The sequence below is a fragment of the Azospirillum argentinense genome (assembly GCF_000632475.1).
GTDB lineage: Bacteria > Pseudomonadota > Alphaproteobacteria > Azospirillales > Azospirillaceae > Azospirillum > Azospirillum baldaniorum.
In genome coordinates, this window is the sequence record NZ_CP007796.1 from 1 (window position 1) to 13,828 (window position 13,828).

At 68.9% G+C, this 13,828-nt stretch carries 13 protein-coding genes; 6 read left to right on the forward strand and 7 right to left on the reverse strand.

What is annotated here, in order from left to right:
* The 6 genes from ABAZ39_RS26515 (at position 1) to ABAZ39_RS26540 (ending at position 6,841) form a co-directional block, all read left to right on the forward strand.
* A complete protein-coding gene (locus ABAZ39_RS26515) occupies positions 1-1,020 on the forward strand; it encodes an AAA family ATPase (protein ID WP_040137347.1) in 1,020 nt (339 codons plus the stop codon).
* Entirely contained in the window at positions 1,010-1,882 is an 873-nt protein-coding gene (locus ABAZ39_RS26520; RefSeq protein WP_040137348.1) for a ParB/RepB/Spo0J family partition protein, read from the forward strand. Before ABAZ39_RS26515 ends, ABAZ39_RS26520 begins: the two co-directional genes overlap by 11 nt.
* A gap of 304 nt (positions 1,883-2,186) precedes the next feature.
* The gene (locus tag ABAZ39_RS26525) at positions 2,187-2,639 is read left to right on the forward strand and encodes a c-type cytochrome (RefSeq protein WP_040137349.1); all 453 of its coding nucleotides are present in this window, start codon (positions 2,187-2,189) and stop codon (positions 2,637-2,639) included.
* 16 nt (positions 2,640-2,655) lie between these two features.
* Entirely contained in the window at positions 2,656-4,008 is a 1,353-nt protein-coding gene (locus tag ABAZ39_RS26530; RefSeq protein WP_040137350.1) for a cbb3-type cytochrome c oxidase subunit I, read from the forward strand.
* Positions 4,009-4,096: 88 nt separating this feature from the next.
* Entirely contained in the window at positions 4,097-4,909 is an 813-nt protein-coding gene (locus ABAZ39_RS26535) for a CbbQ/NirQ/NorQ/GpvN family protein (RefSeq protein ID WP_035684008.1), read from the forward strand.
* Between the two features lie 21 nt (positions 4,910-4,930).
* Positions 4,931-6,841 carry a nitric oxide reductase activation protein NorD gene (locus ABAZ39_RS26540; RefSeq protein ID WP_040137351.1) on the forward strand — a complete coding sequence of 637 codons (1,911 nt, stop codon included), beginning with the start codon at positions 4,931-4,933 and terminating at the stop codon, positions 6,839-6,841.
* Between the two features lie 48 nt (positions 6,842-6,889).
* Here ABAZ39_RS26540 and ABAZ39_RS26545 read toward each other — a convergent pair whose 3' ends face one another.
* The 7 genes from ABAZ39_RS26545 to betC all read right to left on the reverse strand — a co-directional run bounded on the left by ABAZ39_RS26545 (position 6,890) and on the right by betC (position 13,818).
* Positions 6,890-7,561, reverse strand: a complete 672-nt coding sequence (locus ABAZ39_RS26545; protein ID WP_040137352.1) for a DUF6064 family protein — start codon at positions 7,559-7,561, stop codon at positions 6,890-6,892.
* Positions 7,561-8,475: an aldo/keto reductase gene (locus ABAZ39_RS26550; RefSeq protein ID WP_051658601.1), complete on the reverse strand. Its 915-nt coding sequence runs from the start codon at positions 8,473-8,475 to the stop codon at positions 7,561-7,563. The genes ABAZ39_RS26545 and ABAZ39_RS26550 overlap by 1 nt, the downstream gene beginning before the upstream one ends.
* Before the next feature lie 217 nt (positions 8,476-8,692).
* Positions 8,693-9,466, reverse strand: coding sequence for an ABC transporter ATP-binding protein (locus tag ABAZ39_RS26555; protein ID WP_040137354.1), 774 nt, complete (start codon positions 9,464-9,466; stop codon positions 8,693-8,695).
* A gap of 4 nt (positions 9,467-9,470) precedes the next feature.
* A complete protein-coding gene (locus tag ABAZ39_RS26560) occupies positions 9,471-10,319 on the reverse strand; it encodes an ABC transporter permease (RefSeq protein WP_040137355.1) in 849 nt (282 codons plus the stop codon).
* A 12-nt stretch (positions 10,320-10,331) separates the two neighbouring features.
* Positions 10,332-11,318, reverse strand: a complete 987-nt coding sequence (locus ABAZ39_RS26565; RefSeq protein WP_040137356.1) for an aliphatic sulfonate ABC transporter substrate-binding protein — start codon at positions 11,316-11,318, stop codon at positions 10,332-10,334.
* A 46-nt stretch (positions 11,319-11,364) separates the two neighbouring features.
* A complete protein-coding gene (gene tauD, locus ABAZ39_RS26570) occupies positions 11,365-12,222 on the reverse strand; it encodes a taurine dioxygenase (RefSeq protein WP_040137357.1) in 858 nt (285 codons plus the stop codon).
* A 30-nt stretch (positions 12,223-12,252) separates the two neighbouring features.
* The gene (gene betC / locus ABAZ39_RS26575; protein ID WP_040137358.1) at positions 12,253-13,818 is read right to left on the reverse strand and encodes a choline-sulfatase; all 1,566 of its coding nucleotides are present in this window, start codon (positions 13,816-13,818) and stop codon (positions 12,253-12,255) included.
* Between the last annotated feature and the right edge of the window lie 10 nt (positions 13,819-13,828).

Sequence of the window (13,828 nt, forward strand, 5' to 3'; positions counted from 1 at the left end):
ATGACGATGCCGCCGCTTGGTGGGGACGACATGCGCCAATTGCGCGAGCGCCGTGGGGAAAACCAGACGCAATTTGCCGATTGGCTCAACGATCAGCTCGGCCGCAGCTACACGAAGGCGAAGATCAGCCGCTGGGAAGGCGGGGCGGAGCGCATCCCCCAACAGGTGCAGGATTTCCTGGTGGACCAGACCACGGAAGACCGGCCACGCTCGGCGACCTTCCTGGCGATCGCCAACCAGAAGGGGGGCGTGGGGAAGACCGCCACGGCGGTGAATCTCGCCTATGCCCTGACGGAGGGGGGCGCGCGGGTGCTGCTGATCGATTGCGACTCCCAGAGCAACGCGACGGTCCATGTCGGCGTCGGCAACGCCGCCATCGTCGATCTGGAGCAGCGGCGCAAGACGCTTTATTTCGTGCTCCGCTCCGACGAGCCGATCTCGTCGGTGATCGTTCCGACCGGGGAACGCGGGCTCGATCTCGTCCCGGCGGGACTTTCGCTGGCCGACGCCGACGTCGAACTGGCCGCCGACTCCACCGGCGGGCTCGTGCTGCGCGAGAAGCTCGACGAGGTCCGCGCCTCCTACGACTTCGTGGTGATGGACTGCGCGCCCAATCTGGGGTTGGTCACGGCCAACGCCCTGTCGGCGGCCGAGCTGGTCCTGGTGCCGGTCCAGACCGAGGCGCTGTCCCTGCTGGGCGTGAAGCGGCTGGTGGACACCATCACCCGCATTCGCCGCCGCGTGAATCCCCGGCTGAAGATCGCCGGCATCATCCCCACCATGTACAACGAGCGCCTGACCCAGGACCGCGCGACGCTTCAGGAGCTGCGCGAATCCTACGCCGAGCAGGTTCCGGTGTTCCCCCCGATCCCGCGTGCCACGGTCTACGGCAAGGCCGCGGCCGCCGGCATGATCACGCTGGCCGGCGATCCGGGCGCCCCGGGGGCGGAGACCTTCCGCGAGGTGGCCCGCCAGATCCGCGCCTACGCCACGCAGCGGGAGACGAGCCATGTCGCGTAAGTTCGAGCGCAAGACGAAGGAGCTGCTGGGCGGCACCTCCACCCTGTCGATCGGCACCGACAAGCTGTTCGGCACGTCGGCCGGCTTCCCGCATGTGGTGGAGCTGGACATCGACCGGGTGCACCGCAATCCCGACCAGCCGCGCCGCCACTTCGACGAGGCGGAGCTGCGCAGCTTGGCCGCGTCCATCGACCGTTACGGCTTGCAGAACCCGATCCTCGTCCGGCCGCTGCCGCAGGGCGACTATCTGCTCATCGGCGGCGAGCGCCGGGTGCGTGCCCATGAGATCCTCGGCCGCAAGACGGTCTTCGCCATTCTCACCTCCGGCGACCCGGACGAGATCGGGCTGATCGACAACGTCCAGCGCGTCGATCTCAACGCGGTGGAGTATGCGGCCGCCCTCGCCCGTCTGGTGGAGAAGCACGGCTACACCCACGACGAGCTGGCCGCGGTCGTCGGCAAGGACCGCACCGACATCACCAAGCTGCTGGCCATCCTGACTTTGCCGGCCGACATGCTGGAGGAGTACGCGGCGTCCTGCACGCGGGTGTCCCGGTCGGTGCTGATCGAGATCGCCGCCGCTCCCGATGACCTGCGTCCGGCGCTGTGGGAACAGGCGAAGGAGGGAGCCTCCGTCAAGGCTGTCCGGCAGGCCAAGCGCGACCACGCGCAAGGGCAATCCCCTTCCGTCCGCGAAGCCGGACCGCACGATCCGGAACGCACACTCCAGGCGAGCGTCAAGCGCATCATCCGCGACGTGGCCGTCGTGCGCGAACAGCGCCACCTGCTCGACACCGCGCACCGCGAGCGCCTGCTCCAGCTCCGCGCGGAAATCGACGCCATTCTCCAGAGCGCCGACTGACTATGCTCGGCCCCTGATGTGGGACGTCCCACATCGGCGGAGCGCCTCTCGTGTTTTCAAAGACCGGGCATCACGAACCGGGCATGTGGGACGTCCCACATGCCCGGTTCTTCCCCGGCACCGATCGTCACAAAAGACCGTCGACCCCTCGCGTTCGAAACGCGGCCGTCCGCTTGACCGCCGTCAAGGATAGTCGCACCAAATCAGTCAACTTTCTCCGGCATGGCGCACGGCCAACGCCGCTCGAGGCCCCTCCGTTCCACGAAGGTCTGACTCGGGGGCCTGACCCAGGAGAAACGAACGCATGACGGAACGCTTCACCAAAGCGGCCGCCCGAAACATTTTTTACGGCGGATCGCTCTTCTTCTTCGCCGCCTTCGTCTCGCTGACGGCGGCAAGCCACATCTATGTCGTCAACACCGGCACCGACAGCAAGGGGCTGACCGAGAGCGTCGCCCGCGGCAAGCATGTGTGGGAAAAAAACTCCTGCATCAACTGCCACACGCTGCTGGGCGAGGGCGCCTATTTCGCGCCGGAACTGGGCAATGTCTGGATCCGCTACGGCGGTGACAAGGACGCGGAGGGCGCTCGCGCCGCTCTGGCCGGCTGGATGGCCGCGCAGCCCAGCGGCGTCGAGGGCCGGCGCCAGATGCCGCAGTTCAATTTGACGGAGCAGGAGGTCAACGACCTCGCCGCCTTCCTGGAGTGGACCAGCCGCATCAACACCCAGAACTGGCCGCCCAAGATTTCCGGCTGACGAAGGACGAAAGGCCATGAAATACGAATCCCAAAAGGTCGCGCTGCCCTACTTCTACGGCGCGTTGGCCCTGTTCGGCGTGCAGCTCCTGGTCGGCCTGCTGGCCGGCACGGTCTATGTGCTGCCCAACGTCCTGTCGGAACTGCTGCCCTTCAACATCCTGCGGATGATCCACACCAACGCGCTGATCGTCTGGCTGCTGATGGGCTTCTTCGGTGCTGCCTACTATCTGATTCCCGAGGAGGCGGAGCGCGAGCTGCACAGCCCGAAGCTGGCCTACATCCAGTTCGGCCTGTTCATGTTCGGCGCGCTGGCCGCCGTCGTCGGCTACGTCTTCCGCATCCACGAGGGGCGCGAGTTTCTGGAACAGCCGACCTGGATCAAGGTCGCCATCGTCGTCGTCGCGCTGATGTTCCTCTACAACATCTCCATGACGGTGCTGAAGGGCCGGCGCACGGTCATCACCAACATCCTGGTGATGGGGCTGTGGGGCATCGCGCTGTTCTTCCTGTTCTCCTTCTACAACCCGACCAACCTCGCGCTGGACAAGATGTACTGGTGGTACGTCGTCCATCTCTGGGTCGAGGGCGTGTGGGAGCTGGTGATGGCCTCGATCCTCGCCTTCCTGATGATCAAGATGACCGGCGTCGACCGCGAGATCGTCGAGAAATGGCTCTACGCCATCGTCGGGCTGGCCCTGTTCTCCGGCCTGCTGGGCACCGGGCACCATTACTACTGGATCGGCACGCCGGGCTACTGGCAGTGGATCGGCTCGCTGTTCTCGACCCTGGAGGTCGCCCCCTTCTTCTTCATGGTCGTCTTCGCCGTGAAGATGGTGCTGAAGGGCGGGCGCGATCACCCGAACAAGGCTGCCCTGCTGTGGTCGGTCGGCTGCGCGGTGACCGCCTTCTTCGGCGCCGGCGTCTGGGGCTTCCTGCACACGCTGTCCTGGGTCAACTACTACACCCACGGCACGCAGGTGACGGCGGCGCACGGGCATCTCGCCTTCTTCGGCGCCTATGTGATGATCAACCTCGCCATCTTCAGCTACGCCATGCCGCATCTGCGCGGCGTCGCGCCCTACCACCAGACCCTCAACAAGGCCAGCTTCTGGCTGATGACCGGCGGCATGTCGGTGATGACCTTCGCCCTGACCTTCGCCGGGGTCGTGCAGGTCCACCTGCAGCGCGTGATGGGCATGGACTATATGACCGTCCAGGCGGAGATCGCCCCCTTCTACTGGGTGCGTCTGGCCGCCGGTGCGGCGGTGTTCATCGGCGCCGTCCTCTATCTCTACGCCCTGCTCGGGCCGGTGCCCGCCTCCCGGAAGACCACCGGGATCGGCGCCGCCGTCCAGCCCGCCGAGTGATCAGGACCTTCCCCTCCTCCGCGCGCCGGGGGAGGGGACCTCTCTTTTCCGCCTTCCGCTTTCGCCTTTCGCTTTCGAGGAGACACCCATGACCCGCAGCGCCCTGAAGGCCGTCGCGGACGACCTCGACATCCCCTACTACAAGGCCGTCGGCGACGAGTGCGAGCTGTTCGAGCACGCCTTCCGCCACCGCCTGCCGCTGCTGCTGAAGGGGCCGACGGGCTGTGGCAAGACCCGCTTCGTCTCGCACATGGCGGCCCGGCTGGGTCGTCCCCTCTACACCGTGTCCTGCCACGACGACCTGACCGCCGCCGACCTGACCGGGCGTTACCTGCTCAAGGGCGGCGACACGGTGTGGGCGGACGGCCCGCTGACCCGCGCCGTGCGCGAAGGCGCCGTCTGCTACCTCGACGAGGTGGTGGAGGCGCGCAAGGACGTGACCGTCGTGCTCCACCCGCTGACCGACGACCGCCGCCTGCTGCCGCTCGATCGCACCGGCGAACTGCTGGAGGCGCCGGACGACTTCATGCTGGTCGTCTCCTACAACCCCGGTTACCAGAACGTCCTGAAGACCCTGAAGCCCAGCACCCGCCAGCGTTTCCTCGCCATCGAATTCGACTTCCCGGCGCCGGAGGACGAGGCCGTCATCGTCGCCCGCGAGAGCGGCCTGCCGGAGGGGCGGGTCGCCCCGCTGGTCCGTCTGGCCGGCGCGCTGCGCGCTCTGAAGGGCCAGGATCTTGAGGAGGGCGTCTCCACCCGCCTGCTCGTCTATTGCGCCACGCTGATCCGCTCCGGCGTCAAGCCCGAGCGGGCGATCCGCACCGCGCTGATCGAACCGCTGACCGATGACGCCGACGTCCGGCAGGCGCTGCTGCGCGTCGCCGACATCGCCCTCGGGTAAGCGAAACAAGGGGAACGGACCATGCTGTCGCTGCTTGAGCCCGAGGAGTTCATCGGCCGCCACTGGCACCGTCTGGTCGGTGGCCGGTCGAGCCTGCCCCACCATCCGGACGCCGCGGTGACGCTGGAGGCGATCCGGCCCCGGCTGGCGGTGTTCTTCCGCGGGCTGGGCGGCGACCGGGGCGTGCGGCTGGCCGCTGCGGCCCGGGCGTCCTCCGGGCACCGGCTGTCGGTGCTGGAACGCATCGGCCTCGGCACCGAACGGCTGGAGCGGCCGGCGCTGGACGGCGACGTGCTGCAGTTGCCCGCCCTGCTCGACGTGTTCCCCGACGCGGCGCTGAACGAGCGGCTCTACGAATGGCTGGCCGCCTATTTCGCCCACGCCAAGGCCGACGGCGAGGTTATCGCCGATCCGTTGCGAGATGATGTGCGGGCGCTGCGGCAGGCCCGGGCGACCACCGCGCGGGTTCTCATGCGCTGGCCGGGTTTGGCCCGCCTGCATGGTGAGCTGTGCGCGGCGCTGCTCGCCGTCCGGCCCAAGCGCTCCCTGCCGAAGGACGAGGCGATGGTGGAAGCGGCGGTGCTGGCCCTGCTGGGCGACGGCGACGGCGGCGCGGTCCTGGACGGGACGGTTCCGCTGGAGCGTTTCGCCGCCCCGGCCGGCTACAAGCCGTTCCTGCCGGTGCCCCTGTGGGGTGAGGTTTCGGGTCCCGTGCCATCCGGCGCGCCACCCGCTCCCGATGCCGCAGCGGAGGACGAAGCCGCGGCGCCCTCCTCCGAGAGCGACGGCCAGCGTCGCAAGGCGACGCGGCGCGACAGCGATCAGGTGCAGCGTGAGGACCCGCTGATGCTGAACCGCTTCGAGAAGATCTTCGGTCTGGCGGAGATGTTGAACATCCCCCGCCCGGTCGATGACGACGACGAGGACGCCGCCCGTCAGGCCGCCGACGACATGGAGGAGATCGCGCTCGCCCAGCATCAGCGCAAGCCCTCGACCCGGCTGAAGCTCGATCTCGATCTGGCGCCCGCGGCCGTGGACGCGGCGCCGCTGACGGCGGTGCTGACCTATCCGGAATGGGACCATCGCCGCCGCGCCTACCACCCCGCCCATTGCCGCGTCGTCGCCGAACCGGCGCCGGAGGACGGCGAAGACTGGGCGCCCGACGAGGCCGCCCGGCGCCGCATCCGGCAGGTCCGCCGCCAGTTCGAGGCCCTGCGTCCCAAGCGCATGGTCTTCACCGGCCAGCCGGACGGCGACGACCTCGACCTCACCGCCCTGGTGCGCCGCTGCGCCGACCAGCGCGCGGGCGGGGCGGGCAGCGACCGCGTCTATCAGGCGGCGCGCAACGCCGCGCGCGATCTGGCGGTGGCGGTGCTGGTCGACACCTCGCTGTCGACCGACGGCTGGGTGGACGGGCACCGCGTTCTGGACGTCGAGAAGGAGGCTCTGCTGGCCCTGTCCAACGGGCTGAACGCCTGCGGCGACCCGCACGCCATCTTCGCCTTCACCTCGAAGAAGCGCGACTGGGTGCGGGTGCAGACGGTCAAGGCGTTCGACGAGCCCTTGAACGCCCGGGTGCAGCGGCGTGTCCAGGCGCTGAAGCCCGGCCATTACACCCGCATGGGGGCGGCTCTGCGCCACACCGCCGCGCGTCTGGCGGAACGGCCCAACCGCCACCGCCTGCTCATTTTGCTGTCGGACGGCAAGCCCAACGACGTGGACCATTACGAGGGACGTTACGGCATCGAGGACACCCGCGTGGCGATCCAGGAGGCCCGCCGCCAGGGCATCGCCCTGTTCGGCATCACCGTGGACGCCGAGGCGCGCGACTATTTCCCCTACCTGTTCGGCCGTGGCGGCTACGCGATCTTCCCGCAGGTCACGCATTTGACGAAGGCGTTGCCGGCGCTGTACCGGCAGGTGGTGGGATAGGCGGAGCTGCGGGCCTCGACGATCCGCGGTGGGCATCACGACCCGGCATCACGGCCCGGCATCACGGGCAGTCCGCCGACGCATGACGGGAAGGAGGGCAACCAGCGCCGCCCCGAGAAGCACCCATTGTTCCGGTGCCTCCATGCTGTGCAAGGTCGCCCAGCTGGCGAGGCACCACGCCATCGGCACGGCGAGCAGGGACCATGCCCATCGCCCGTCCGCCATCATGACCAAGCCAATGGTGGCGATCGCGGTCGGGTCCGGGGTGATGCCGAAGACCTCGGCGCCGCGCAGGGGCCGTCCCGCGAGGAGTGCCGCGAGGGGGTGCAGGGCAAGCGCATAGAGGAACAGCGCAAGCCCCGCGAGCGCCCGTCCGGTCCATGAGAGCGACCAGCGAAGCCGGCCACCGACCAAGGCCAGCAGGATGGCCTGAAGCGCGAAAAACGGCGCCACATAGGGTGCGGCCCAGTTGATGGTGGCGTAGCGCTCCCATAGGAAGCTCCAGGCCAACCACGCCCACAGCACGGCCAAGGACCCCGCGATCACCCGGTGCGACCATGGGCGGGGCCGGACGAGCCACAGCAGAATGGCCGCGCCGAGCAGCATCATCAGGACATGCGCCGGCCAGAGCGCCTCGTTGTGCCGTTCGATCAGCCGCCAGTAGGTGCGGGGGCTGAAGAGCAGAAAGTCCTCGGTCGAATAGGTCCACCACTCCGGCATCAGAGGCCCCTGACAAGGTCGGCCATGCGCCGTCGCATCGCGGCGTCGGGCATCGGCCCGGCCATCGCGGCCATGTTCTCGCGCACATGCGCGACCTGGCTGGTCGCCGGGATGGCCACGGTGACGGCGGGATGGGAGATGATGAATTTCAGGACGAACTGCGCCCAGCTGGACGCGCCGATGTCGGCGGCCCAGGAGGGCAGGGGGTGGCCCGACAGCCGGCGGAGCAGCACGCCCTGCTGAAACGGGCGGTTGACGATCACACCGATTCCGCGGTCCGCCGCCAGGGGCAGGATGCGCTCCTCCGCCTCGCGGTCGACGATGTTGTAGGTGAGCTGCACGAAGTCGAGAGGCTGCCGGCGCATGATCTCCTCGAACAGGTCGTGGCGCCGCCCTTCCGACGTCGTGATGCCGACGTAGCGGAGCTGACCCGCCGCCTTCATGGCGAACAGCGTCTTGAGATGCTCCTCCCAGGACAGCAGGTTGTGCACCTGAAGCAGGTCGAAGCGCGGCACGTCCCACAGGCGGCGCGACTCCTCGATCTGCGACGGCCCGCGCGTGCCCGAGGAAATCCAGACCTTGTCCGCGGCGAACAGGGTGGAGGGGTGCCCCAGCGTCCGGAGTCCATCACCGACCACCGCCTGGGAGGACCCATACATGGGCGAGGAGTCGATCATCCGGCCCCCCATCTCGAAGAAGGCCCGCATGACCGCCGCGCATTCCGCACGCAGCTCGGCATCATCACCGACGTTGAAGGTGATCCAGGTGCCCAGGCCCACGGGAGGAATGGCCTCTCCCGAGGATGGAATGCGTCGAACCGGCGCTTCTCCGCTCTGTGCCTGGACGCGCAGCGGCATCATCAGCGCGGCTCCGGCCAGAACGCCGCGCAGAACGGCGCGTCGTGTCGCTCTCATGCTCCCTCCCTGTCGTCTCCGTGCCGCCGCGCTCTCGACGAGGCACCTGCACGGTGCCGGTGCGCAAAGCCTTGCCTTCGGTGAAATCCATCCTCCCTTCCCCGATAGCAACCTGACAACACAGAGAGTGATCCCATTTAAGATTTTTCTTATATTTGAACGATTGTCATGATTATTTGTGTTATTTGGCGCGTCTTCGCAACGAATGGGACAGCGGTCAGATGGCGGCGGCGGGGAACGCCTCCTCGCCGCTGACGCGATGGCGGAACGCCCGGCTGAGGTCGGCGAGCAGGCGGTGCTTCCAGACCTCGAACAACGGGTCGGTGCGATCGCGCGGGCGCGGCAGCGGCGGTGTCGCGATGGTCAGCACCCGGCCCGGACGGGGCAGCATCACCACGACGCGATCGGCCAGGACAAGCGCCTCCTCGATGTCGTGGGTGACCAGGATCAGCGTCGGGCGGTCGTAGGCCCACAGGCTCAGCAGATGGTCCTGCAGGTCGTAGCGGGTCAGCGCGTCCAGCGCCGAGAAGGGCTCGTCGAGCAGCAGGACAGAGGGCCGCCCGACCAGCGCGCGGGCCAGGGCCGCGCGCTGGGCCATGCCACCGGACAGTTCGCGCGGCCACGCCCCGGCGAAGTCGGCGAGGCCGACGCGCGCCAGCGCCTGCACCGTGCGGGCCTCGCGTTCCGCCTTCGGCAGGTGGCGGATGCCGAAGGCGACGTTGTCGCGGATGCGCAGCCAGGGCATCAGCCGCGGCTCCTGGAAGACGAAACCGATCTCGTCGCGCGGGCCGCGGACCGGCCGGCCGTTCAGCACGACCTCCCCGGCGGTCGGCGCCTCCAGCCCGGCGATCAGCCGCAGCAGCGTGCTCTTGCCGCAGCCGGAGCCGCCGACGACGCCGAGGATTTCCCCCGGCGCCACCTCCAGCCCGATTTCCTCCAGCGCCAGATGGCCGTTGGGGTAGCGCTTGCTCAATCCGTCGATGCGCAGCATCGGCTCAACCCTCCGGCTTGAAGGAATCCTGCCAGCGCAGGAGCGGGCGGGACAGGGCGGCCAGCAGCCCGTCGGTCAGCTTGCCCAGCACCGCGAAGGCGACGATGGAGGCGAGGATGGTCGCCGGCTGGCCGGTCATCTGCCCGTCGGTCAGCAGGAAGCCCAGCCCCTCGCTGGCCCCCATGAACTCCGCCGCCACCACGAACATCCAGCCGAGCCCCAAACCGGCGCGCAGCGCCAGCGCATAGGCGGGCAGGGTCGCCGGCAGCAGGATGCGCCACACCAGCGCCGGCCCCGACAGGCGGAAGATGCGCCCGACCTCCACCAGCTTGCGGTCCACGTCCAGGATGGCGCCGGACAGGGCCAGATAGATGGGAAAGAAGACGCCGACCGCGATCAGGATGACCTTCGAGGTCTCGAAGATGCCGAACCACAGAATGAACAGCGGCACCCAGGCGATCGACGGGATGGAGCGCAGCGCCTGCAGGGTGGGGTCGAGCAGGCGGCGCGCCCAAGTCAGATAGCCGGTGAGCGCCCCCAGCACCGTCCCCGCCAGCACCCCGAACAGGAAGCCCAGCCCCACCCGGCCCAGCGTCGCCAGCACATGGGTGATCAGGTCGCCGGACCGCCACAGGCCCCACAGGGTGGACAGGATGCGGCTGGGTGGCGGCAGCAGGCGCCCATTGGCCCAGCCCTGCGCCACCGCGACCTCCCAGCCGAGCGCCAGGGCCAGCGGGACGATCAGGCCGGCCAGCCAGTCCAGCCAGCGGCGGCGCGGCGCTGCACCGGATGCCTCCGGAAGGGAAACGGCGCCGGATTCTTGCCGGTCCAGCGCCGGTTCGATGACGGCCACGGAACCACCCCCTTACTGGGTCAGCGCCTTGGAGAAGGACGGGTCGATCAGCGCCGCCACCGCACCCTTCACGTCCACCTCGGCGCCCAGAACACCGCTTTCCTGAAGGGCGAGGCCGGCCTGGAGGATGGTGTCGGCCTGCTCCGCGCCGATGGCGCTGTGGCTGAGGTCGGTGCGCTCCAACTGGCGGGCGGCCACCGGCTCCGACAGCTTGGCGGCGGTGGCGATGGTCGTCTTCAGCTCCGCCGGGTTGGCGAGCGCGTGGGCGCGGGCCTTCTCATAGGCGCGCAGCACGCGGGCGACCAGCTCCGGCTGCTGTGTGGCGAACTCCTCCCGCACGTTCAGCACGCCCCATGTGTTGGCGGCGGCGTTGCGGTAGAACAGCGTGGCGCCGTTGTCGATCTCCGCCTGGGCCATCAGCGGGTCGAGCCCCGCCCAGGCGTCCACATCGCCCTTCTCCAGCGCCAGCCGGCCGTCCTGGTGCTGCAGCAGGACCAGCTTGATGTCCTTGTCGGTCAGCTTGTGCCGGGCAAGCGTGCGGACCAGGAAGATGTGCGGGTCGGTGCCGCGGGTGACGGCGACGCGCTTGCCCTTCAGGTCCTCGACCTTCGTGATGGCGCTGTTCGGGCCGGTGACCAGGGCGGTCCATTCCGGCTTGGAATAGACGTAGACCGATTTGATGGGATTGCCGTTGATCCGCGCGATCAATGCCGCCGCCCCGGCGGTCGAGCCGAAATCCAGGCTGCCGGCGTTCAGGAACTCCAGCGCCTTGTTGGAACCGAGGCTGAGCACCCAGCGCACGGCGATCCCGTCCTTCTTCAGATCCTCCTCCAGCCAGCCCTTTTCCTTCAGCACGAGGCTGACCGGGTTGTAGTAAGCGTAGTCGAGGCGGATCTCCGTCACTTTGTCGGCGGCGCGGGCAGCGCCCGGCAGAAGGCTGGACAGGGCGGCGGCGAACAGGGCGCCGAGCACGGCGCGGCGCGGGAACAGGCTCGTCACGGTCAGATTTCTCCCTAGGGATTTGATATTGTTATGAGAGGTTTGCTCAGGGTCCGACGGGCCGGTCGCCCAGCACGGTGGCGCGGTGCATCAGGCGGCTGTGCGGCAGATAGTCGTTCACCGCGTAATGCTGGGTGGAGCGGTTGTCCCACAGCACGAGGTCGTCGGCCTTCCACCGCCAGCGCACGGTGAATTCCGGGCGGCTGATGTGGTCGAACAGCAGGTCGAGGATGGCCGCGCTCTCGCGGTCGCTCAGCCCGACGATGCGCGCGGTGAAGTTCTCGTTCACGAACAGCGCCTTGGCGCCGCTCACCGGATGGACGCGGACCACCGGGTGGGTCACCGGCGGGTGGCGGTCGCGGGCCGCGCGCCAGCGGGCGTGCGTCTCCAGATCGCCGCTGTGCCGCCATTCGGGGAAGGATTTGGTGAAGTCGTGCAGCGCGCTCAGCGGGTCGAGCAGGCGGCGCAGCGGTTCCGACAGGCCGTTGTAGGCGGCGATGTTGCTGGCCCACACGGTGTCGCCGCCGTTGGGCGGGATCCGCTTGCCCGACAGCGCCACGATGGCCGGCGGCGTCTCGATGCAGGTCACGTCGGTGTGCCAGACGTCGTTGTCCGTCACGTTGTGCGGCCCGGTGTCGAGCACCATGATCTCCGGCTGCTCGGGCACGTTGGGATAGACGGGGTGGACGTGCAGGCTGCCGAAGCGGGCGGCGAAGGCGCGTTGCGCCGCGGGCGTCAGCGGTTGGTTCTCGAAGAACAGCACCTGATGGGTGACCAGCGCGCGCTCCAGCGCGGCGGCCTCCGCGTCGCTCAGCGGATGGGTGAGGTCCAGCCCCTCCACCCGCGCGCCGATGGCCGGGCTGACGGGGGTGATGGACAGGCTGGGCAGCGAAATGTCGGGCATGGCGGCTCCCTCAGATACGGACAGGAAAGATCAGGCGCCGGGACGGTCGGGCGGCACCGGCTCCACCGCGGGCAGGCGGGCCAGCGCCTTCAGCGTGTCCTCGGCGACCCCGAAATTGCGGACGTAGGAGGTGGCGGCGCTGCGGTGGGGCTGGAAATCCCAGGGCGTGTGGCGCCCGGTCAGCAGCACCTTGTGGACGAACAGCCGCCGGTTCTGGCTCTCGATCACCGCCCGGCGCAGGGCCGGCGCGTTCCAGCGCCGGGCGACCGATGCGGACAGATCGGCCTCGATGGCGGCGAGATCGCGCGCGCCGGCGCGGTTGACCAGCTCCTTCGGGTCGGCCTCCAGATCGTAGAGCTGCGGCGGGTCGCCGTCGCAGGCGATGTATTTGTAGCGGCCGCGCCGCACCATGAAGGCGGGGTTCAGCGTCCCTTCCCCCAAATACTCCGCGAAGATGGTGCGGCCGGCGCCGCGCGCCGAACCGGCGAGCAGAGGCAGCAGGCTTTCGCCGTCGAACGGGTCGACCGGCAGCGGCGCCCGGCCGTCGAGCAGGTCGAGGATGGTGGGGAACAGATCGACGTGCGACACCGGGGCCGACACCCGCCGCGCCGCCCAGCGTCCCGGAGCGTGCACCAGCAGCGGCACGCGGGACGACCATTCGAAGAAGGTCATCTTGTACCACATGCCCCGCTCGCCCAGCATCTCGCCATGGTCGCCGGTGAAGACGATGATGGTGTCTTCGGCCAGCCCGGCCCGCTCCAGCGCGGTCAGCAGGCGCCCGACCAGCTCGTCCACATAGCTGATGGAGCCGTAATAGGCGTGGCGGGCGGTGCGCACCCGCTCCTCCGTCAGGTCGTAGCGGTGCAGCCCGTCCATGTAGTGGAGCCGCCGACTGTGCGGATCGAGCCGCTCCGGCGGGATGGCCGGCACCGACGGCAGGTCGATCGCCGCGTGGTCGTAGAGGTCCCAATGCTCGGGCAGGCAGTTGAAGGGGTCGTGCGGGTGGGTGAAGGACACCGCCAGCAGGAAGGGGGCCTCGTCCGCCGTGTTGGCTGCTGTGCGGCCGTAATCGTAGATCTTCTGCACCGCCTGATGGGCGGTTTCCTCGTCGAAGTCGATCTGCAGGCTGCGGTGGCAGGGGCCGGCCTCGACCACGCTCGCCATGTGATGCGACCAGTCGTAGGCCAGCGCCCCGTTCCCCCAATCCGGCGTCCAGCCGAAATCGGCGGGATAGACGTCGGTGGTCAGCCGCTCCTCGAAGCCGTGGAGCTGGTCGGCGCCGACGAAATGCATCTTGCCCGACAGGCAGGTGCGGTAGCCGGCGGCGCGGGCGTAATGCACGAAGGTCGGCACGGAGGAGGCGAACTCCGCCGCGTTGTCGAAGGCGCCGATGGCCGAGGGCAGCCGCCCCGACAGCAGCGCGAAGCGCGACGGCGCGCAGAGCGGGTAGTTGCAGTAGGCGTTGTCGAACACCACGCCTTCCGCGGCCAGCCGCGACAGGTTCGGCGTCTTGACGACCGGATGACCGTGGAAGGGCAGGGCGGGGGCCGCCATCTGGTCGGCCATGATGAACAGGATGTTGGGGGGCCGCGACACGGTTAAGGCA

Bases quoted from the DNA above. Each gene is read 5' to 3' on its own strand.
- ABAZ39_RS26525 (WP_040137349.1), top strand. From the start codon at position 2,187: ATGACGGAACGCTTCACCAAAGCGGCCGCCCGAAACATTTTTTACGGC.
- ABAZ39_RS26520 (WP_040137348.1), top strand. From the start codon at position 1,010: ATGTCGCGTAAGTTCGAGCGCAAGACGAAGGAGCTGCTGGGCGGCACC.
- ABAZ39_RS26530 (WP_040137350.1), top strand. From the start codon at position 2,656: ATGAAATACGAATCCCAAAAGGTCGCGCTGCCCTACTTCTACGGCGCG.
- ABAZ39_RS26535 (WP_035684008.1), top strand. From the start codon at position 4,097: ATGACCCGCAGCGCCCTGAAGGCCGTCGCGGACGACCTCGACATCCCC.
- tauD (WP_040137357.1), bottom strand. From the start codon at position 12,222: ATGCCCGACATTTCGCTGCCCAGCCTGTCCATCACCCCCGTCAGCCCG.
- ABAZ39_RS26545 (WP_040137352.1), bottom strand. From the start codon at position 7,561: ATGCCGGAGTGGTGGACCTATTCGACCGAGGACTTTCTGCTCTTCAGC.
- ABAZ39_RS26555 (WP_040137354.1), bottom strand. From the start codon at position 9,466: ATGCTGCGCATCGACGGATTGAGCAAGCGCTACCCCAACGGCCATCTG.
- ABAZ39_RS26540 (WP_040137351.1), top strand. From the start codon at position 4,931: ATGCTGTCGCTGCTTGAGCCCGAGGAGTTCATCGGCCGCCACTGGCAC.
- ABAZ39_RS26515 (WP_040137347.1), top strand. From the start codon at position 1: ATGACGATGCCGCCGCTTGGTGGGGACGACATGCGCCAATTGCGCGAG.
- ABAZ39_RS26550 (WP_051658601.1), bottom strand. From the start codon at position 8,475: ATGAGAGCGACACGACGCGCCGTTCTGCGCGGCGTTCTGGCCGGAGCC.